The organism is Erwinia sp. (genome assembly GCF_049696395.1).
GTDB lineage: Bacteria > Pseudomonadota > Gammaproteobacteria > Enterobacterales > Enterobacteriaceae > Erwinia.
The window spans coordinates 13,317-32,377 of record NZ_JBAVTT010000035.1 but is presented as its reverse complement, the minus strand read 5'-3'; the positions used below and the strand labels follow the sequence as shown (position 1 = coordinate 32,377).

General features: G+C 53.0%; 19 protein-coding genes and 1 tRNA gene. 10 read left to right on the top strand and 10 right to left on the bottom strand.

Annotated elements, in window-relative coordinates; translation table 11 throughout:
- The 3 genes from WCC56_RS05070 to WCC56_RS05060 form a co-directional block, all read left to right on the top strand.
- Nucleotides 1–2,499, top strand: a 2,499-nt coding sequence (locus WCC56_RS05070; RefSeq protein WP_424691329.1) for an amino acid adenylation domain-containing protein, incomplete at its 5' end; no start/stop codon positions are given.
- A gap of 69 nt (nt 2,500–2,568) precedes the next feature.
- Nucleotides 2,569–3,204 carry a 4'-phosphopantetheinyl transferase family protein gene (locus WCC56_RS05065; RefSeq protein WP_424691328.1) on the top strand — a complete coding sequence of 212 codons (636 nt, stop codon included), beginning with the start codon at nt 2,569–2,571 and terminating at the stop codon, nt 3,202–3,204.
- A 292-nt stretch (nt 3,205–3,496) separates the two neighbouring features.
- Nucleotides 3,497–3,952, top strand: a complete 456-nt coding sequence (locus WCC56_RS05060) for a phage integrase SAM-like domain-containing protein (RefSeq protein WP_424691326.1) — start codon at nt 3,497–3,499, stop codon at nt 3,950–3,952.
- A gap of 257 nt (nt 3,953–4,209) precedes the next feature.
- Here WCC56_RS05060 and WCC56_RS05055 read toward each other — a convergent pair.
- Nucleotides 4,210–4,285 (bottom strand) — tRNA-Phe (locus WCC56_RS05055).
- Nucleotides 4,286–4,425: 140 nt separating this feature from the next.
- A complete protein-coding gene (locus WCC56_RS05050) occupies nt 4,426–4,614 on the bottom strand; it encodes a hypothetical protein (RefSeq protein ID WP_424691325.1) in 189 nt (62 codons plus the stop codon).
- A gap of 551 nt (nt 4,615–5,165) precedes the next feature.
- Here WCC56_RS05050 and WCC56_RS05045 point away from each other — a divergent pair.
- Nucleotides 5,166–7,316 carry an ornithine decarboxylase gene (locus tag WCC56_RS05045; RefSeq protein WP_424691324.1) on the top strand — a complete coding sequence of 717 codons (2,151 nt, stop codon included), beginning with the start codon at nt 5,166–5,168 and terminating at the stop codon, nt 7,314–7,316.
- A 63-nt stretch (nt 7,317–7,379) separates the two neighbouring features.
- Here WCC56_RS05045 and WCC56_RS05040 read toward each other — a convergent pair whose 3' ends face one another.
- Nucleotides 7,380–7,991 carry a TetR/AcrR family transcriptional regulator gene (locus WCC56_RS05040; RefSeq protein ID WP_424691323.1) on the bottom strand — a complete coding sequence of 204 codons (612 nt, stop codon included), beginning with the start codon at nt 7,989–7,991 and terminating at the stop codon, nt 7,380–7,382.
- Between the two features lie 314 nt (nt 7,992–8,305).
- Here WCC56_RS05040 and WCC56_RS05035 point away from each other — a divergent pair, with 314 nt between their 5' ends.
- Complete coding sequence (locus WCC56_RS05035; protein WP_424691322.1) at nt 8,306–9,523, top strand: Tm-1-like ATP-binding domain-containing protein; 1,218 nt, start codon at nt 8,306–8,308, stop codon at nt 9,521–9,523.
- A gap of 2 nt (nt 9,524–9,525) precedes the next feature.
- The gene (locus tag WCC56_RS05030) at nt 9,526–10,353 is read left to right on the top strand and encodes a phosphoenolpyruvate hydrolase family protein (RefSeq protein WP_424691321.1); all 828 of its coding nucleotides are present in this window, start codon (nt 9,526–9,528) and stop codon (nt 10,351–10,353) included.
- A gap of 87 nt (nt 10,354–10,440) precedes the next feature.
- Here WCC56_RS05030 and mltC read toward each other — a convergent pair whose 3' ends face one another.
- From mltC to mutY, 3 genes are read right to left on the bottom strand one after another with little or no spacing between them, the layout of a single operon-like run.
- Complete coding sequence (gene mltC / locus WCC56_RS05025; RefSeq protein WP_424691320.1) at nt 10,441–11,520, bottom strand: membrane-bound lytic murein transglycosylase MltC; 1,080 nt, start codon at nt 11,518–11,520, stop codon at nt 10,441–10,443.
- Nucleotides 11,521–11,571: 51 nt separating this feature from the next.
- The gene (locus tag WCC56_RS05020) at nt 11,572–11,844 is read right to left on the bottom strand and encodes an oxidative damage protection protein (RefSeq protein ID WP_424691319.1); all 273 of its coding nucleotides are present in this window, start codon (nt 11,842–11,844) and stop codon (nt 11,572–11,574) included.
- Nucleotides 11,844–12,932 (bottom strand): A/G-specific adenine glycosylase, encoded by a 1,089-nt coding sequence (gene mutY / locus WCC56_RS05015; protein ID WP_424691318.1) that lies wholly within the window; start codon nt 12,930–12,932, stop codon nt 11,844–11,846. Before mutY ends, WCC56_RS05020 begins: the two co-directional genes overlap by 1 nt.
- A gap of 151 nt (nt 12,933–13,083) precedes the next feature.
- Here mutY and trmB point away from each other — a divergent pair, with 151 nt between their 5' ends.
- The 3 genes from trmB to WCC56_RS05000 all read left to right on the top strand — a co-directional run bounded on the left by trmB (nt 13,084) and on the right by WCC56_RS05000 (nt 14,939).
- Complete coding sequence (trmB, locus tag WCC56_RS05010; protein WP_424691317.1) at nt 13,084–13,803, top strand: tRNA (guanosine(46)-N7)-methyltransferase TrmB; 720 nt, start codon at nt 13,084–13,086, stop codon at nt 13,801–13,803.
- On the top strand, nt 13,803–14,129 hold the full coding sequence (locus WCC56_RS05005; RefSeq protein WP_424691316.1) for a YggL family protein: 327 nt from the start codon (nt 13,803–13,805) through the stop codon (nt 14,127–14,129). Before trmB ends, WCC56_RS05005 begins: the two co-directional genes overlap by 1 nt.
- A 96-nt stretch (nt 14,130–14,225) precedes the next feature.
- On the top strand, nt 14,226–14,939 hold the full coding sequence (locus WCC56_RS05000) for a DUF2884 domain-containing protein (protein WP_424691315.1): 714 nt from the start codon (nt 14,226–14,228) through the stop codon (nt 14,937–14,939).
- A gap of 67 nt (nt 14,940–15,006) precedes the next feature.
- On the opposite strand, the gene hemW is transcribed toward WCC56_RS05000, so the two are convergent.
- From hemW to WCC56_RS04980, 4 genes are read right to left on the bottom strand one after another with little or no spacing between them, the layout of a single operon-like run.
- Entirely contained in the window at nt 15,007–16,149 is a 1,143-nt protein-coding gene (gene hemW, locus WCC56_RS04995; RefSeq protein WP_424691314.1) for a radical SAM family heme chaperone HemW, read from the bottom strand.
- Nucleotides 16,142–16,735 (bottom strand): XTP/dITP diphosphatase, encoded by a 594-nt coding sequence (locus WCC56_RS04990; RefSeq protein ID WP_424691313.1) that lies wholly within the window; start codon nt 16,733–16,735, stop codon nt 16,142–16,144. Before WCC56_RS04990 ends, hemW begins: the two co-directional genes overlap by 8 nt.
- Nucleotides 16,736–16,756: 21 nt before the next feature.
- A complete protein-coding gene (locus WCC56_RS04985; protein ID WP_424691312.1) occupies nt 16,757–17,311 on the bottom strand; it encodes a YggT family protein in 555 nt (184 codons plus the stop codon).
- 8 nt (nt 17,312–17,319) lie between these two features.
- The gene (locus tag WCC56_RS04980; RefSeq protein ID WP_424691331.1) at nt 17,320–18,027 is read right to left on the bottom strand and encodes a YggS family pyridoxal phosphate-dependent enzyme; all 708 of its coding nucleotides are present in this window, start codon (nt 18,025–18,027) and stop codon (nt 17,320–17,322) included.
- Between the two features lie 16 nt (nt 18,028–18,043).
- Between WCC56_RS04980 and WCC56_RS04975 the strand changes: the two genes are divergently transcribed.
- The gene (locus tag WCC56_RS04975) at nt 18,044–19,051 is read left to right on the top strand and encodes a type IV pilus twitching motility protein PilT (RefSeq protein WP_424691311.1); all 1,008 of its coding nucleotides are present in this window, start codon (nt 18,044–18,046) and stop codon (nt 19,049–19,051) included.
- The last annotated feature ends 10 nt before the right edge of the window (nt 19,052–19,061 follow it).

Below are 19,061 nucleotides of genomic sequence, written 5' to 3'. Positions count from 1 at the left end.
GAGATGACGATCCACGAAATGTTCGAGGCGCAGGTAGTGAGGACCCCAGAGAATATCGCACTGGTATTTGAGGGCGTGAGCCTGACCTATCGGCAGTTGAATGAACGGGCCAACCGGTTGGCGGCTTACTTGAGAGAACGCTTTGCTGTCCGCTCTGGCGATCTGGTAGCGCTGTGTCTAAACCGCTCTGAGCATATGCAGGTCGCGATACTGGCCATTCTCAAGGCGGGGGGCGCTTACGTACCACTGGATCCGCTGGCACCGGATGACCGGGTGAGCTACATGCTGGAAAACGCCGGTATCGATATCATCTTGACGGCAAAACCCGGCGATGAGAAAGCCACTGCACTGGCGGCAACCGGCAGAACCGTTATTGATGTTGCCGATCGGGATACGTCATCCGATATTGCCCGCTACACAGGCGAAAATCAGCCTTCATCGGTACGGTCTGGCGATTTGGCTTACATTATCTATACCAGCGGTACCACGGGCAATCCTAAAGGCGTCATGCTAGAGCATCACAGTGTGATCAACCGTATTGTCTGGATGCACAAGCAATATCCGATCACGGCGCAGGATCGTATCTTGCAAAAGACCAACTACACCTTCGATGTTTCAGTGTGGGAGCTTTTCTGGGCTAACTGGTTCGGGGCCTCTACCGTTTTTGCCTCGCAGGAGGCCTATAAAGATAATGTCTATCTGGCAGAGCTGATTGAACAGCAACAGGTAACGACGCTCCATTTCGTCCCTTCAATGCTATCGGCATTCCTTGAAACTCTGGAGGGGCAGAGCGGGTTGCAGGCGAAACTGGGCAGCCTTAACTATCTGTTTTGCAGCGGAGAGGCGTTAAATGTGGGTGAAGTCAGAAAATGCCAGCGTTTACTGCCGCATTGCCAAATCCATAATCTCTATGGTCCAACGGAAGCGACGGTGGATGTGCTGTTCTACGACTGTAACGCACCCTCCATCAAGGATGTGCTAATCGGTAAGCCGATAGACAATACTTCCGCCTACGTGCTGAATGCACAACTGCAACCCATTCCACAGGGAGCTATTGGCGAGTTATTCATTGGTGGCGTCGGTGTTGCTAGAGGTTACATGAATAATAAACTATTGGCGGATAAGGTTTTCCTAAGCAATCCATTCCAGAGTAATGAGGAAAAACTGCGGGGTTACAATGGCCGGATATATAAAACCGGCGACGTGGTACGCTATTTAGCCGATGGCAATATCCAATATCTGGGCCGCAATGATTTCCAGGTTAAAGTGCGCGGTTACCGTATTGAGCTGGGCGAAATCGAGACGCGCCTGGCCAATTATCCGGACGTTAATCATGCGGTGGTGATCGCCAGTGAGCGTGGCAGCAACGATAAAAATCTGGTGGCTTATTATGTTGCCGCGCAGGAGATTTCCACCGAAAAGCTATGCGCTCATCTGCGGGAAACCCTGCCAGATTATATGGTGCCTGGCATGTTTTTTCATTTGACGGCGCTGCCGGTGACCTCAAACGGTAAATTAAACAGAAGGTTGTTACCTGAACCGCAAATAACCCATTCCGTGACCTACGTGGCGCCGGAAAACAAGGTTGAAAAAACGTTGTGTGAGTTAATCGCCGATACGCTGCAAGTTTCCTTTGAGGCAATCAGCATGGAGGATAACTTCTTTGCGCTGGGCGGCAACAGTATCCTGGCTATGAGGCTGAACAACCGGATTAACCAGGTGTTGAGGGTTAAAATACGTCTGCTTGATATTATTAATGCACGTACCCTAAGCGAGTTATCGCAAGCCATATCAAAGGCTCAAGGGAAGTCCTTTGAGGTGATAGTGCCATTTAATACGGTAACGCAAAAACCACAGATGTTTATGGTTCACCCTGGGATGGGGAACTGTTCGGTCTACCAATCCTTGTCCAATAGGCTGGCTGAGCGTTACTGCTGTTATGGGGTTGACTCATATAACTTCTATCATGAACAGAAGATCGAGCGGCTTGATGAGTTGGTGCGTTATTATCTGGAGCATATCGATCGCATTCTTGATATCAGCCAACCGGTCACCTTATTAGGCTGGTCGTTGGGCGGGAAGATTGCACTGGAGATCGCGGTCTATTTAGAAGCGCGTGGGGTTAAGGCGATCACTGTCTATCTGCTGGACACCTGGTTGTTAAGTGAAGATCATTATCTGTGCAATGAGTCATCCTTTAACCTGGACGCTATGATGGAGCGGCTACAAATCCCACATTATTTAAGACATAATGTCGAATCGGTCGTCGTAAGCGATAATCTTTTTAATATACAGCCACAATCTGCCGTATTAAAACATACGCAGATCGTGTTGTTCAAGGCGACAGAGGAAATAGATAATGAGAGGTATCAACAATACCGGTTTAACAACGTTGATGCGGGTGTTGAAAATATTAACCAGCTACAGTTGTTTGAAATAGCAGCAAGTCACTTTACCTTACTAGAAATGGAGGATGAGTTGATTAGCCACATCCGCTAATTTCTTTCTTGACGCTGGGCAGGGGTTCTATTACCTGCCCAACATGCTGTAGGTGGAGGGCTAAAGAACATGACCAATTATATCTACTGCTCTCGTATTGACGAGCTAAGCAGCGAACTGCTTTATTCGCAGCGGGATTATCTTGATAGAGACCAGCGGATCCTCTTCGATCGGTTTAGATTTGATGACGACAAACGTCGGACGTTATTGGGGAGAATGCTGCTACGTTATGCATTAAAAAAACATGAAGGGTATCAGGGAAGACATTTTCCCAAGTTGCACTATAACCGCTATGGCAAACCTGCTGTGATGGGGATGAAAGGGGGATTTAATCTTTCCCATGCGGGGGCCTGGGCCGTATGTGCCTATACCACTCAGGGGGATATCGGCGTTGATGTAGAAAAAAGAGTCCCCATTGACATATATGACTACCAGGATGTGCTCACCCCTGAGGAGTTTACACAACTCGTTCAAGGGGAAAATGATTTCTTTCGTCTGTGGTCGTTGAAAGAAGCCATCATAAAAGCGGATGGCCGTGGTTTTTCTTTATCTCCGACCACGTTTACCTTACCTCACCCTTTTGTCAATGGCTTAACCGTCGATGTTGCTGAAAAACGTTGGTATTTGTACTCACAGGATATTGGGGAAGAGTACGTATTATCTAGCGCCTCAACTGTTGAGAAGATGAACGAGAGTGAATTGTAGAAGCAGTGTCGAAAGGAACAAGATGATTTTGAACGACTGGGGAAGCATCGTCGTGTCAAAGGAAAGCGTTTTTAATTTTTCACACTTGTATGAAAGTTCCGATCATTCGGGGCCTTTCAAACGAACCAAAGGCTATCTCATTAAAGCGGGTTTGCTCTACCGGGGGAAAAACGTACCTGACAATAGCCCGGTACTGGTTTTTCCCTGACGGGGATTATCCGTGTCATGCAGGTCTTGCATTTACTGTTGATACATTTTAATCAGGAGGTACATCACGAATAAATTGCGTCCAATGGACTGGGAAGAATTGCTCGAAGAATACTTTTTCTCAAGAGCATTACGCCCGGATACAGAAAAAAACTATCGTCGCGTGGTGTCGGTATTCAGAAAATATATCGGTGAGGCGATATTGCCCGATGAGGTCATGCATCTTGACCTGATTTTATGGTGCAGAGACATGTTAGGGCGAGGTTTAACGACCAGTACCTGGAATAATAGGGTGCGTCATTTACGTGCACTCTACAACCAGGGAATGAAGAAAAAATGGCTCACGCTTGAGGAAAATCCGCTTAATGAAACGCAGGTACCTTCGGGTACTAAAAGAAAGAAAATTCTCAGCCGTGACCAACTGGTAAAGGTGAATCTGGTTTTAGGGCAATTTGAAGAGCGTGAAAAGGGCCTCGTGGGGAAATATCGACCCTGTGCGCTCTATCCGGTTGAAGGTGACAGGACAGGCTTTAGAGGATGAATTGTCACTGTATATGGATGTGATCCCCGCGAGTGAGGGAGAGGTCAGACATACCTTAATATAACTTTAACAAGCTGTGAGGATGTTCAGTGATCGTAAAAAGGACGCCTGCGTCAACAGGTGTCCTTTTTGAGAGGAAGCTGGCTATCAACATCGAGTGTGCAAATTCGGAAAACACTGCGATATCGACTTACCAGTTCCTTTGTTCCGCCCGTTAAAGGGTTACCTCTAACCAGCGTGCTTTGATGCAGAATTAGTGGTGCCCGGACTCGGAATCGAACCAAGGACACGGGGATTTTCAATCCCCTGCTCTACCGACTGAGCTATCCGGGCAACGCGGCGCATTAAACCGTACTGGCAGCGGGGCGTCAATGGCTTTATGGTCAAAACGCAACTGATTGCACTCTTTTCCATCAACCCGGTGAAAAATTGACAATTTTTTCCGAGACTACCTCGCATTATTCACCTGCCACTCAATCCAGCTGTTTATCCACCACGTCACGCAGGCGATACCAGCCGCTGACAAAAGGTACAAACCACGGGCGACCGTCATACAACGGAATACGCTTAAACTCAGGGCGATCTAACGAGAGTAGGCACTCTTCGGTGCTCAGCACCGTCATCACGTTCTTGACCTGTGCATCCGCCAAACTCTCCGACATTACTGAAAATATTGGGTGGTAGCCGATTTGACCCTCGCCTGAATACCTTTGCAACAAAAGTGCATAACCAACAGAAAAATAACTGATTTTTATTTTGGCGTTCAACTTAAACCAATAAATATCAATGAATTACCTTAATCCCTCTCTCCCGGTAAATTCACCCGCTGCCTTGAACCTGTCATAAAAAGGTGACATCATTGCGCCCATTCTGACGGATAACGTCACCACACCACTTTAAGGCCGCCGCTATGCCGAGTTCACTGCTGAATAACAGCAATTGTTCCCGACATCACCCAATGTCGTGCGACCGCCGATCCGCTTGTCACATCCTGTCGAAAAATTCTCTCACCGTGCGGTGAGGTTTTCATACGCTTACTGTTGGCCATGAGTAAAAACAGACGCGATCTGATTTTACTGATGTCTATCGGTTAAAGCCGGAACCCCTTTGGCTGTCCACCTTTCTGACACCTTTCGCCGGGCGAGGGCGCTTGCCGTCTCCCATTGCTGTGCCTCTGGCACCCACTCATCCTTGACGCCTGAGGATTTGTGCTATGACACCACTGAAAATTGCAGCCAGCACCACTGTGGCTATCCACCTCCAGACCGGACGCGAAGTCGTTACGCTGGAGAAAACTGATTTTACTGATGTGGCGGCGGTGGTCGTCTCTGTGGCCGACTCCCGTAGCGGCATGCTGGCGCTGCTGCGCCATACCGGCTTTAACCTGCCGGTGTTTATCTCGCTGGATTATCCCGAGCAGGCACAAGAAATTGATCTGCCGGAAAACGTCGGCTTGCTTACCGGTGCCGGGGATGATGCGATCAAGCTCGAAGCTGCCGCCTCCGAATACCAGGCCGAACTGCTGCCGCCGTTCTTCAATACGTTGACCAAATATGTCGCCATGGACAACAGCACTTTTGCCTGTCCGGGCCACCAGGGCGGCGCATTCTTTAAAAAGCACCCGGCTGGACGACAGTTCTTCGACTTCTTCGGCGAAAATGTCTTCCGCGCTGATATGTGCAATGCCGATGTTAAACTCGGTGACCTGTTGATCCACGAAGGATCCGCTAAACATGCGCAGAAATTTGCCGCCAAAGTCTTCAACGCGGACAAAACCTACTTCGTCCTGAACGGCACCTCCAGTGCCAATAAAGTGGTGACCAATGCCCTGCTGACGCGCGGCGATCTGGTGCTGTTCGACCGCAATAACCATAAATCCAACCACCACGGCGCACTTATCCAGGCTGGTGCAACACCTGTCTACCTGGAAACGGCTCGCAATCCGTTTGGCTTCATCGGCGGGATCGATGCTCGCTGCTTTAATGAGGATTATGTCCGCGAGCAGATCAAACAGGTGGCACCGGAACGCGCTCAGGAAGCTCGCCCTTTCCGTCTGGCGGTTATCCAGCTTGGCACCTACGATGGCACCGTCTACAACGCCCGAAAAGTGATCGACAGCATCGGCCATCTCTGTGACTACATCCTGTTTGACTCTGCCTGGGTCGGTTACGAGCAGTTTATCCCCGTAATGGAAGCCTGTTCGCCGCTGCTGCTGCAACTTAACGAAAACGATCCAGGGATCTTTGTTACCCAATCGGTGCACAAACAGCAGGCTGGATTCTCGCAAACCTCGCAAATCCACAAAAAAGATAACCACCTCCGCGGCCAGAAACGCTTTTGCAGCCATAAACGCCTGAACAATGCCTTTATGTTGCACGCCTCAACCAGCCCGTTCTACCCGCTGTTCGCCGCGCTGGACGTTAACGCTAAAATGCATCAGGGCGAAGCTGGCCGTCGCCTGTGGCACGAATGCGTCACGCTTGGCATCGATGCCCGTAAAGCTATTCTCGCCAGATGCGAAATGATCAAACCGTTTATTCCTGATGAAGTAGACGGCAAACCCTGGCAGGACGCGAAGACCGAAACCATCGCTTCAGATGCTCGTTACTTCAGCTTTGCCCCGCGCGCTGACTGGCATGGATTTGAAGGCTATGAGAAAGATCAGTATCTGATCGACCCTTGTAAGCTGCTGCTGACCACGCCGGGCATCGATGCTGCCAGCGGCCAGTACGCTTCCTTCGGCATCCCTGCGACCATCCTTGCCAACTACCTGCGCGAAAATGGCGTGGTGCCGGAGAAATGCGACCTTAACTCAATCCTGTTCCTGCTGACGCCGGCAGAGAGCGTGGAGAAAATGGCCCATCTGGTCGCAAAGCTGGCGCAGTTCGAACAACACGTCAAAGAGGATGCGCTGTTATCTGACGTGCTGCCAACCATTTACCGCAAGAATGCGAAGCGCTACGCAGGCTACACTTTGCGTCGTCTCTGTCAGGAGATGCATCAGCTGTATGTCAGCTATGGCGTGAAGGATTTGCAGAAAGCGATGTTCCGTCAGGAAAGCCTGCCGAAAGTGGTGATGAACCCGCAGGATGCCAATATCGAATTTATCCGTGGCAACGTGGAGTTAGTGCCGATTGCTAAAGCGGAAGGGCGTATCGCGGCGGAGGGCGCACTGCCTTATCCTCCTGGCGTACTTTGCGTGGTCCCTGGCGAAGCCTGGGGCGGGGCAGTTCAACGTTACTTCCTGGCGCTGGAAGAAGGGCTTAACTTGCTGCCTGGCTTCTCTCCGGAGCTGCAAGGCGTGTATGCCGAAGCCGATGAAAACGGCGTGAAACGGCTGTTTGGCTACATGATTAACGAGTAACGTCTGTTGGTAATAAGTCTGAATAAGGGGCCGCTTCTGTGGCCCCTTAGCATTTGGCGGCGTTCAACCCGCCGTCAGCGCTTTCTCATCTTCCCGCGCCTGGCGCACGATAGCTTTAGCAATCCATTTGCCTATATCTTCCAACTGCGCGTTATCGCAGCCCCAGATATCCTTCATCACCAGAAAAATCTCCGAACCGTACACCAGCGAGAGCGACTGAACCACGCGCTCCACCATCATCGGCGACATCTCCTGGTTTAGCGGCTCAACCACATGTTGCAGCAGTACCTTTCGGTTACCCCTTACCAGTTTCTCTTTCTCCGGACGTTCATTTGAGCGTGACTGCGCCCACTGAGTCAGCGAAAGATGCAGGGCGGCACGCAGCGTGCCTTCATGTGCCAGCATGCGTGGAAAAGCAAAACCCAGCAGCTCATCAATGCGCTCGCTGGCGTCTTTTTTTGTTGGACGCCAGCTTTTAATTGGGCTGAGAGTCTCCGTCACAATGGCGGAAACCAGCGCGCTTTGAGTAGGAAAATAACGGTAGGCGGTAGCCCGGGAAAGCTGTGCTTCCTGAGCCACTTCGGTGATCGACGGAAAAGCGCCACTGTCGAACATTTTCATTGCTGTTTCAATCAGTAAGCGTCGTGTTCTTGCTCTTGTAGCGGTTAATGTCATAACCCCAGCGGAATCCCTTTGCTCCACAATAACCTCATTTGTTCGATTAATTCGGCTTGATATTCAAGCGATTGACAAATAATGCACAGAAGAAACCGGGTTGCCTTCTGTCCAAATCTTAAAGCCAGACCTCAGCGGTAAGCATAGTCAACATCTCAGTGAGACGCCTATTCCATTCAATTGATTTACCAATAATGAAGGTGGTACTGTAATCTCGTGGCCTTGAAATAAAATAAAGCGTACAGGTTATGTACGTTTTTATTACTGGTTTTTCAAGTTCTTATTTCGTCTGATAACAGGGTGTTGTTACGAATATGAGTATAAACGCAGGGTATATCTTTGCTGTAGCTACAGCAGATACTAAAGGAAGAGAACTGTTTTATGTCAGCGAGTGCGTGGCCAAAACCGGCGCAAACGTGCGAACAGTTGATCTGTCTACTCAACCAGTTAAGCCCTCTGAGGCTGATTTCCCTCCTGAATTGATTGCCGACTTCCATCCCGAAGGGCGCCAGGCTGTGTTCTGCGGCGACCGGGGCAAAGCCATTGATGAGATGGCGCTGGCATTTAAGAATTTCCTCAGTAGAAGAAACGATGTGCGCGGTGTGATTGGTTTAGGAGGATCGGGCGGAACCGCGCTGATTACCCCTGCCATGCAAGCACTGCCTGTCGGCATCCCTAAAGTCATGGTCTCTACCATGGCTTCCGGCGATGTCTCTGGCTATGTCGGCGCCAGCGATATCGCCATGCTCTATTCCGTGACCGATGTGGCGGGACTCAACCGTATCTCCCGCCAGGTACTGGCCAATGCCGCGCACCAGATTGCCGGAGCCGTGTTATGGGAAGCGGAAGAAGATCCGGACGACAAACCTGCGCTTGGGCTGACGATGTTTGGTGTCACCACGCCTTGTATTCAGCAGGTCAGCGCTGCGCTGGAAAGCGAGTATGACTGCCTGGTGTTTCACGCCACCGGCAGTGGCGGCATGGCGATGGAAAAGCTGACCGAAAGCCATATGCTCTCTGGCCTGCTTGACCTGACCACGACTGAAGTGTGTGACCTGCTATTTGGTGGCGTACTGGCCTGCGATGATACCCGGTTTGATGCCCTCGCCAGCTCAGAAGTGCCTTGCGTTATCTCCTGCGGCGCGCTGGATATGGTTAACTTCGGTCATGCCGATAGCGTGCCGCAGAAATATGCCGATCGCCTCTTCTATCATCACAATGCGCAGGTTACGCTGATGCGCACCACGGAAGAGGAGAATGTGGCGCTGGCGAAATGGATTGCCGACAAGCTCAATCGTTGCCAGGGGAACATTGTTTTCCTGATACCGGAGCAGGGTTTCTCGGCACTGGATGCACCAGGCCAGGCATTCTGGTCACCCGCCGCCGATCTGGCCTTTATTACCACACTGGAAGCCTGTTTAGTGCAGACAGAGCGCCGTAAAATTCTTCGCGTGCCTTATAACATCAACGATCAGGAATTTGCGCAGATGGCCGTGGAGCAGTTCCGCCAACTGGCAAAGCAGGAGTACTGAGTATGGCTTTTACCCGTCAGGAGATACTGACCAAATTTAACGAGATGATTGCCCGCCGCGAGCCGATTATCGGCGGCGGTGCCGGAACTGGCCTTTCTGCAAAATGCGAAGAAGCTGGCGGTATCGATCTCATTGTTATCTACAACTCAGGCCGCTACCGCATGGCTGGCCGGGGATCGCTGGCCGGACTGCTGGCCTACGGCAATGCCAATGAGATTGTGGTGGATATGGCGAAGGAAGTGCTGCCGGTAGTGAAACATACCCCGGTGCTGGCTGGCGTAAATGGCACCGATCCGTTTTGCCAGTTCGACAGGTTCCTGGATGAGCTGAAAGCGTTAGGATTTTCTGGCGTGCAAAACTTCCCGACCGTGGGGCTGATTGACGGCAACTTCCGCGCCAATCTCGAAGAGACGGGCATGGGCTACGGCCTGGAAGTCGACATGATCCGTCTGGCGCACCAGAAAGAGATGCTGACCACGCCGTATGTGTTCAGCGAAGCCGATGCCATCGCCATGACCGAAGCCGGGGCCGATATTATCGTGCCGCATATGGGGCTGACGACGGGTGGAAACATTGGGGCGGAGACCGCGCTTAAGTTATCAGATTGCGTGCCGCTTATTAATAAGTGGGCAGCAGCGGCAAAAGCCGTCCGTGAAAACGTGATTGTGCTTTGCCACGGTGGGCCGATTTCCAGCCCGGAAGATGCTCAGTACATTCTGGACCACTGTCCGCAGTGCGACGGTTTTTATGGCGCAAGTTCGATGGAGCGTCTGCCAACCGAAACCGCACTGACTGACACCACAAAACAATTCAAAAATATCAGTCGTTAATTTTCCAACACCGGGGTTTTCCCCAAAAAAAAGGCAGCCCCGCAAGGGCTGCCTTTTTCTCATTCTCAACATCCGCTCACATCAGTATCAGTAAGAGTGGTAGCTCTTCTGTGCGCTGCTCACTTTATAGAGATAGCGACGGGATTCCGCTGACGGATGGTTGGTGGTCAGCGTCTGATACACCTCAGCAGGCGACAGGTTGTTGATGGTGTTAAATGCCCGAGTTTTATCACTGGAGAACACTTTTAACACGCTGCCTGCGCCACCGTTATAAGCGGTGATCACCGCATAACGCCTTGAGGTTGGGTTACTGATCCCGGCCAGATAACTGCTCTGAAGGATCGACAGATAAGCGGTGCCGGCATCAATATTGTTTTCCGGATCCAGCAGATAACTGCGGCTCGGTTTGCCCCATTTGCCTTTCATGCGGAACACGTCCACACCGGCGGTGTGCTGCACAACCTGCATCAGTCCCAGCGCATCAGCATTACTGACCGCATACGGGTTAAAGCTGGATTCAATCTGCATGATCGCCAGGATCAGCGACTGATCGACGCCATACTTCGCGGAAGCTTCACGCACCATGGGCAGATATTTATGCGCACGCTTATCCAGGTGGTTTGGCACCATCGGAATGGTGATCGAGTAGATCACATGCAGGCCAGAGCTGCGGCGTTGCAGCTTGTTCTGGATCAGATAGTCAGCAAAACTTGCCGCGCGACCTTCCCAGCGGATCGACTGCCCGGTGTTATCCAGCACCTGGCCGTACAGCAGCGGCTCGGTGCCGAGCTTAATATCATTGGCATCAGAGTACAGATCGACATTCCCCGGATCGTCACCGATCAACAGGGTAGTGATAATTGCCTGACGCAGGCTGGCCATCGGATCGGTACCGGCAATGGTTTCGATGGTGATAGAGCCCGACTCAAAGTTGATGTGGCTGCGGGTGTAATACTGATCGCTGTACTTCACGTAGTCTTTAGGGCCGGCGATCAGCACTTCGTTGATGCCCCAGATATTCTCGATGTTATGGGCAAATTGTCCCATCAGAATATCGAATCCATTGGTGTCTTTAACCCACTCTTCGTGGAAAGCCGGCTTCTTATTGCTGGAGCAGGAAATCAGCAGCGGCGCTATTACCAGCAAACTCAGTAGTTTCTTATTCATGTTGTCGTGCTTCGCCCACATTGAGAGGGCCTCATCTGTGAGGCCCAACGATTATTCTTCTGGCGGGGTGTAACCTTCGATATGGACCTCATGCCCTTCGAACAGGAACTTGATCATCTCCTGCTCAAGCTGCTTACGATCTTCGGGGTTCATCATGCTGAGTTTCTTTTCGTTGATCAGCATGGTTTGCTTGCTCATCCACTTTGACCAGGCTTCTTTCGAAATCTCATTATAGATTCGTTTGCCCACGTCGCCCGGATAGAGCTGGAAATCCTGTCCTTCGGCATCACGTTGCAGGAACGTGCAAAAAATCATTCGGCTCATTACTCTTCCTCTTCTGTCGCGCGGATGTGCAGCGCTTTCTGTTGTGGCTGACGCAGCTGTTGTAACAGGCGATCCACCGGGGCGGCCAGCCCAACGGACTGTGGCTGCGCTAAGTTATACCAGAGACCAGCGCCTTCATCCATTACCGCGCCTGCCGGAGGCAGTTCCAGCCACATTGGGACAATATCCAGGTGGAAATGGCTGAAGGTGTGACGAAACGCGATGCTCTGCTGCAGTTTCGCGCCATCGATGCGTTTCTCGCTCAGCCACTGTTGCAGCTCAGGCAGGGTAGCAAACTGCGGGAAACAAAACAGCCCTCCCCACAGGCCAACAGGCGGGCGCTGCTCCAGCCAGACTTCCTGGTCTTGCTGCATCATCAACAGCCAGCCGGTGCGCACTGGCAGCGTCTGTTTCGGTTTTTTGCCTGGGTAGCTGGCCCAGCTGCTGTCCGTGTAGGCGAGGCAGCCCAGGTTCAGCGGGCATATTTCACATTTTGGCTTCGAGCGGGTGCAAACCATCGCCCCTAAATCCATCATCGCCTGATTAAACTGGCTGACGCCCTCCGCCGGGGTGACCTCTTCGCTGATCTCCCACAGACGTTTCTCTACCTCTTTTTTGCCCGGCCAGCCGGAGACAGCATAGCAACGTGCCAGCACTCGCTTCACGTTGCCGTCAAGGATCGGGTAATGCTGACCCAGAGATAAAGAGAGGATTGCGCCAGCCGTAGAACGGCCAACGCCCGGCAGATCCATCACCTCTTCAAAGGTTTCCGGGAATGTGCCATTGTGCTTCTCCGCCACCCTTTTTGCCGCTTTATGTAAATTGCGGGCACGGGCGTAGTAACCAAGACCGGTCCATAAATGCAGGACTTCATCCAGCGGGGCAGTGGCCAAATCGCCGATCTCAGGGAAGCGCGCCATAAAGCGGTCGAAATAAGGGATTACCGTAGCAACCTGAGTTTGCTGTAGCATCACCTCCGAAAGCCAGACTTTATAAGGCGTTTTTTCCAGCTGCCAGGGCAGCGTTTTGCGGCCAAAGCGCTGATACCACTCCAGTACCTGCCGTGAGAACTGCGGCGCTTGCATCATGTCAGAGAACTATCCTGGATAAGTGAAAATCAGGCTGGGATTCCAGCACAGACCAACTATGCTGTAAACCGGAAGTTGCCGGGGCTTGCTTAACCGCTGTAACTTTGCATAATGCCCCCTTTCCAGAGATTGCAGACCAGCAGGCAGAAATATGAAGAATGATGTCATTTCCCCGGAGTTTGATGAGAACGGTCGCCCAATGCGCCGTATTCGCAGCTTCGTTCGTCGTCAGGGGCGTCTGACGAAAGGCCAGCAGCACGCGCTGGACACTTACTGGCCGGTAATGGGTGTTGAGTATCAGCCTGAACCTGTTGATCTGGTCAGCTTATTTGGGCGTGAATCGCCGGTTGTGCTGGAAATCGGTTTCGGTATGGGCGCTTCTCTGGTCACCATGGCTCAGAACAACCCGCAGCAAGATTTCCTGGGGATTGAAGTGCATTCTCCGGGTGTTGGCGCTTGCCTGAGCACCGCTCAGGAAGCCGGCGTGGAGAATCTCCGCGTGATGTGCCACGATGCCGTCGACGTACTGGACAAGATGATCCCGGATAATTCGCTGCGTATGGTGCAGCTGTTCTTCCCGGATCCCTGGCATAAAGCGCGTCACAACAAACGCCGTATCGTGCAGGGACCTTTTGCTGAGCTGGTGATGCGCAAGCTGAAGCTGGGCGGCGTGTTCCATATGGCTACCGACTGGGAAGCCTATGCCGAGCATATGCTGGAAGTAATGAACAGCATTGCTGGCTATAAAAACCAGTCAGAAACACAAGACTACGTGCCGCGTCCAGAGTCGCGTCCGTTAACGAAATTTGAGCAGCGTGGCCAGCGTCTTGGTCACGGTGTTTGGGATCTGATGTTTGAGAGGATTAAATAATGGCTACCCAACGCAGTCGTCGCTTACGCAAGAAAATGCACATCGATGAGTTCCAGGAATTAGGTTTTTCCATCGGTTTCTCCTTCCCGGAAGGCACTGACGAAGCCACTATCGACAAAACTGTTGATGCGCTGATCGAAGAAGTGATCGACCCGAATGGCCTGGCGTTTGACGGCAGTGGCTACCTGCACTGGGAAGGTCTGGTCTGCCTGCAGCAGACGGGCAAATGCACCGATGAGCACCGCGAGCTGGTGCGCAAGTGGCTGGAAGACCGTAAACTGAGCAACATTCAGATCACCGAACTTTTCGATGTCTGGTGGGACTAACTCAGTATCCCTTGTAGCATCCTAAGGATGTCGGGATAAACGGATGTTTGTTGGGGCCACGCATGCGTGGCCTTTTCTTTCTCAGGAGAATGCAAAATGCGTAAAGCGATGATGGTGGCAGCGCTGTTGCTGGCAGCGGGTCAGGCTCAGGCTGACTATCAATGTAGCGTGAAACCCCAGGATGACATCGTTATCTCCCCGCAGACTGTGCAGGTGGTGGGGGCCAGCGGTAATCTGCTGATCTCACCGACCGGTGACGTTCAGCGTAATGGCAAAGCGGCAACGGTTGATACCGCAACCCGCCAGAAAGCGATTGATTACCAGACTGCGTTGCGACGTGATTTACCGTGGATCGATCAGGGGGCTCGTCAGCGTCTGGAAAAAGGCCGCGTGGCTCTGGATAAAGTGATTGTCGATAAACTGGGCCAGGACAGCAACGTGCGTAACCGTCTGACCTCGCTGGATACCCAGTTGAAGCAGCAGATGAACCGGATTATTGAACACCGCAGCGATGGGCTGACCTTCCACCATCAGGCCATTGACCAGGTTCGCAAAGATGGCGAAGCGCTGGTGCAGAGTGCGATGGGCGGGGTAGTGCAGGACAGCCTTAACGAGATGGGCACTAAGCAGGCCGGGAACGGCGGTAACCCGCTACAGGCGCTGATGGGCAATCTGGGTGGTTTGCAGCAGTCTCTGCAGGAAGAGTGGAAAGGGCAGGAGCAGGATTTCCAGAACTTCGGTCATGAAGTTTGTAACCGTGTGACGGTGCTGGAAGATCAGCGCCAGGCGATGATTGCCGGACTGAAGTAATCTGCCGCAAAGCGTCAAGCCATAAAAAAACGCCTGATGTTGATCATCAGGCGTTTTGCGTTTGGCGCTACTCGTCTTCTGCCAGGAACAGCTCAAGCAGCGAATTCAGGAACAGCTTCCCTTTCTCCGTCACCTGCCAGCTTTCGGGGGTTTCAGTCAGGTAGCCTTCGCTAAGCGCCTGGTCAATCTGCTGACGAATACTGCTCTCTGTCAGGCCGGTATACAGCGGATATTCGGCTCGTGGAGCCGCTTCCAGCAGACGGAAGCGGTTCATAAAGAATTCGAACGGCTTCTCGCTGTCGCTCACTTCCTGCTGACGGTCGAGGTATTTTCCGGCCATAAACCCACGAGGATGGCGGGTTTTGGTGGTGCGGACAATCCGGCCATCGGGCTGGGTTAACTTGCCGTGAGCGCCACAGCCAATCCCCAGATAGTCACCAAAGCGCCAGTAGTTAAGGTTATGCTCACAGCGATAACCCGGCTTGGCGTAAGCCGAGGTTTCGTACTGAACATATCCTGCCGCCGTCAGCAGCCGGTCGCCTTGCTCGAAGATATCCCACAGCGCGTCATCATCCGGCAGTTTCGGCGGACGTGAAGCAAACAGCGTGTTGGGTTCGATAGTCAGCTGATACCACGACAAATGCGGCGGGTTCAGCGCAATGGCCTGACGTAAATCATCCAGCGCTTCTTCAAGCGACTGATCCGGTAAACCGTGCATCAAATCGAGGTTAAAGCTGCGCAGATTCAAGTCTGTTGCCAGCTGTGCCGCTCGCCTTGCTTCTTCCGGGCCGTGAATGCGTCCCAGACGCGCCAGTTTCTTTTCGCTGAAACTCTGCACCCCTATCGAGATGCGGTTGATACCGGCGCGCTGGTAGCCGCTGAAGCGGTCTGCTTCCACCGCGCCAGGGTTTGCTTCCATGGTGATTTCCGCCGTGGCAGAAAGCGGCAGGCGGGCGCGAACGCCATCCAGCAACATCTGCATGGCTTCACTCCTCAACAAACTTGGCGTGCCACCCCCGATGAAAATGGTGCTGACCTCGCGCCCTGAAGTCAGGTGAAGATCGGCATCCAGGTCCGCCAGCAGATGCTGTACGTACTCTTCGTGCGGCACTTCCCCTTTCAACGCGTGCGAGTTGAAGTCACAGTAAGGGCACTTCTGCACGCACCACGGAATGTGGATATACAGACTTAGTGGCGGCAGCTTACGCATTGCGCATCGCTTCCAGCAGCATCGTCATGGCTTTGCCACGGTGGGAAACCGCGTGCTTCTCAGCTTTGGTCATCTCACCTGCGGTTTTGCCCAGCGCCGGGACGTAGAAGACAGGGTCATAGCCGAAGCCGCCTTCGCCGACCGCGCTGCGGGTGATTTCACCCTGCCAGCTGCCGTGGAACACCAGCGGCGTTGGGTCTTCAGCGTGGCGGAGGTAAACCAGCACGCAATGGAACTGGGCCTGACGTTGATCGTCAGGCACGTTTTCCAGCGCGGCTAACAGCTTCAGCAGGTTCTGCCGATCGCTGGCGTCTTCCCCGGCGTAGCGCGCCGAGTAGATACCCGGTGCGCCGCCAAGCACGTCCACCGCCAGACCCGAGTCATCGGCAATTGCCGGTAAGCCGGTTATCGCGGCGGCATGGCGCGCCTTCAGGATGGCGTTTTCGATAAACGTCAGGCCAGTCTCTTCAGCTGACTCCACGCCCAGTTCGGTTTGCGCCACAATGTCGAGGCCAAAGGCGGCCAGTAAATCAGCCATTTCACGAACTTTGCCGGGGTTACCGGTGGCGAGCACTACTTTTTGCATATCAGGTCCAGAATTTTCAGGTTACAGCAGGTACCAAAGGCCAGGGAACAGGTCCATGCCCAGGTAGTTCAGCATATAGAGGATCAGGATCACTACCATTGCCGAGAAGTCGATTCCGCCCATAGCAGGCAGCATCCGGCGAATAGGGGACATCAGCGGCTCGGTCAGTTGGATCAAAACCTGATCGACCGGGCCACGGCCCTGGCTGATCCAGCTCATCAGTGAACGGATGATGATCACCCAGAACACCAGGTTGCCAGCCGACTTTAGCAGCGACAACAGGCCAACCAGCAGATTCATCGGGTCAACCGAAAAGGCACCCACCTGAATCAGCAACAAAATCGGGTATTTCAGCGTAGTCAGCACAAAGGCCAGCAACAGTGACGCGGTGTCTACCGGGCCAATGGAGGGCAGGATGCGTCGCAAAGGTTTCACCACGGGTTGGGTAATTTTAACGACAAATTGCGCCAGTGGGTTATAGAAATCAGCTCGTGAACACTGCATCCAGATACGTAATAACAGCACCATTACGTACAGATCGATCAGAGTCTTGACCAGAAAAGTCAACGTCAGCATGGGGTTCCTCAGTTATTGTTGTGAGCGGCGCTGTAATCACGCGCGCCAAAAATGGCGGTGCCTATGCGCACCATCGTACTGCCTGCCGCTATTGCGGCATCCATATCGTCGCTCATTCCCAGAGAAAGCGTATCGACAGAGGGATAGTCTTTTTTCAGTGCTGTAAACGCTTCTGCCATCTGCTGGCACACGGCAAACTGCCGCGAGTACTCTGCTTCTGGGGCAGGGATCGCCATCAGGCCGCGCAACGTTAAGCGCGGCAGCAGGGCAATCTCTTTCGCCAGTTCGTTCAGTGCCTCCAGCATGATGCCAGATTTACTGTTTTCGTCACTGATGTTTATCTGGATCAGCACATTCAACGGCGGCAATGAAGCCGGGCGCTGTTCGTTCAGCCGGGTAGCAATTTTCAACCGGTCTACGGTGTGGCACCAGCCAAAGTTCTCCGCTACCAGTCGGCTCTTGTTGGATTGCAATGGGCCAATAAAGTGCCACTCCAGGGCAGAATTCTCCAACGCCTGGATCTTATCTACCCCTTCCTGCACGTAGTTTTCACCAAAGCACTGCTGGCCAGCAGCCACGGCTTCTTCGACCGCGCTCTGGGGTTTTGTTTTGCTGACTGCAAGCAAAGTAATCTCTGCTGGATCGCGACCGCACTTTGCGGCTGCCGCTGAGATTCGCTCGCGGACTTGCTGTAGGTTGTGCTGAATCGAGGTCATAGTCAGGGAGTTTATTATGGATATTGAAGACATGGTGGCCCTTAGTGTAAAGCATAACGCCGGGGATCTGCACCTTTGCAGTGGCCATTCTCCATTCTGGCGCCGTTCCGGCAGACTGGAGCGCCTCTCTTCTTCACCTCCGGTAACCAGCGCGATGCTGGAAAGCCATGCGCGGAACTGGCTGACTGAAGCGCAACAGGCGGCGTTTTCCCACGCAGGGCAGCTGGACTTTGCCCTGACGATGGCTGATGGAACGCGCCTGCGCGCGAATCTCTTTCGCCAGCGGCACGGACTTTCTCTGGCGTTAAGAGTGATAGCCAGTCAATGCCCTGATATGGCTGAGCTGTGCTTGCCAGGCATCACCAGCTCGCTGCTTAAGCTGCAGGAAGGGCTGGTGTTGGTCACCGGGGCAACCGGCAGCGGGAAGTCGACGACGCTGGCGGCGTTGATTGGCGCCATTAATCAACATCAGGCCCGGCATATCCTGACGCTGGAAGATCCGATCGAGTTTCTTCACCACAGCCAACGCTCGTTGATTCAACAGCGCGAAGTTGGCACGCATTGCCAGTCGTTCAGCGAAGGATTACGCAGCGCATTGCGCGAAGATCCCGATGTCATCCTGCTGGGAGAACTGCGGGACAGCGACACTATTCAGCAGGCGTTAACCGCGGCAGAAACCGGGCATCTGGTGCTGGCAACGCTGCACACCAGAGGCGCGACTCAGGCTGTGGACCGGCTGGTGGATGTGTTCCCGGGCGCGGAGAAAAACCTGATTCGTAGCCAGCTGGCCGGGAGCCTGAAAGCAGTGATTGCGCAACGGCTGGAAGCGGAAGGTGAGGGGCGCATTGCCCTGTTCGAGGTACTGGTGAATACGCCAGCGGTAGCGAACCTGATCCGGGAAGGGAAAACCCATCAGCTGGCCGGATTACTGGAAACGGGAGCGCAGGTCGGGATGCAGACCTTTGCTCAGTGTCTTAAGCAGAGGCAACAAGCAGGCAGGCTACTTCAGCTAACAACGGGGTAAGTGGCATGCA

What these genes read in the sequence shown, in the direction of transcription:
- WCC56_RS05035 (WP_424691322.1), top strand. Translation starts at nt 8,306, where the DNA reads ATGAGTATAAACGCAGGGTATATCTTTGCTGTAGCTACAGCAGATACT.
- mutY (WP_424691318.1), bottom strand. Translation starts at nt 12,932, where the DNA reads ATGATGCAAGCGCCGCAGTTCTCACGGCAGGTACTGGAGTGGTATCAG.
- WCC56_RS05040 (WP_424691323.1), bottom strand. Translation starts at nt 7,991, where the DNA reads ATGACATTAACCGCTACAAGAGCAAGAACACGACGCTTACTGATTGAA.
- WCC56_RS04985 (WP_424691312.1), bottom strand. Translation starts at nt 17,311, where the DNA reads ATGCTGACGTTGACTTTTCTGGTCAAGACTCTGATCGATCTGTACGTA.
- WCC56_RS05060 (WP_424691326.1), top strand. Translation starts at nt 3,497, where the DNA reads ATGGACTGGGAAGAATTGCTCGAAGAATACTTTTTCTCAAGAGCATTA.
- trmB (WP_424691317.1), top strand. Translation starts at nt 13,084, where the DNA reads ATGAAGAATGATGTCATTTCCCCGGAGTTTGATGAGAACGGTCGCCCA.
- WCC56_RS05065 (WP_424691328.1), top strand. Translation starts at nt 2,569, where the DNA reads ATGACCAATTATATCTACTGCTCTCGTATTGACGAGCTAAGCAGCGAA.
- mltC (WP_424691320.1), bottom strand. Translation starts at nt 11,520, where the DNA reads ATGAATAAGAAACTACTGAGTTTGCTGGTAATAGCGCCGCTGCTGATT.
- hemW (WP_424691314.1), bottom strand. Translation starts at nt 16,149, where the DNA reads ATGCGTAAGCTGCCGCCACTAAGTCTGTATATCCACATTCCGTGGTGC.
- WCC56_RS05050 (WP_424691325.1), bottom strand. Translation starts at nt 4,614, where the DNA reads ATGTCGGAGAGTTTGGCGGATGCACAGGTCAAGAACGTGATGACGGTG.
- WCC56_RS05030 (WP_424691321.1), top strand. Translation starts at nt 9,526, where the DNA reads ATGGCTTTTACCCGTCAGGAGATACTGACCAAATTTAACGAGATGATT.
- WCC56_RS04980 (WP_424691331.1), bottom strand. Translation starts at nt 18,027, where the DNA reads ATGACCTCGATTCAGCACAACCTACAGCAAGTCCGCGAGCGAATCTCA.
- WCC56_RS05020 (WP_424691319.1), bottom strand. Translation starts at nt 11,844, where the DNA reads ATGAGCCGAATGATTTTTTGCACGTTCCTGCAACGTGATGCCGAAGGA.
- WCC56_RS04975 (WP_424691311.1), top strand. Translation starts at nt 18,044, where the DNA reads ATGGATATTGAAGACATGGTGGCCCTTAGTGTAAAGCATAACGCCGGG.
- WCC56_RS05005 (WP_424691316.1), top strand. Translation starts at nt 13,803, where the DNA reads ATGGCTACCCAACGCAGTCGTCGCTTACGCAAGAAAATGCACATCGAT.
- WCC56_RS05000 (WP_424691315.1), top strand. Translation starts at nt 14,226, where the DNA reads ATGCGTAAAGCGATGATGGTGGCAGCGCTGTTGCTGGCAGCGGGTCAG.
- WCC56_RS04990 (WP_424691313.1), bottom strand. Translation starts at nt 16,735, where the DNA reads ATGCAAAAAGTAGTGCTCGCCACCGGTAACCCCGGCAAAGTTCGTGAA.
- WCC56_RS05045 (WP_424691324.1), top strand. Translation starts at nt 5,166, where the DNA reads ATGACACCACTGAAAATTGCAGCCAGCACCACTGTGGCTATCCACCTC.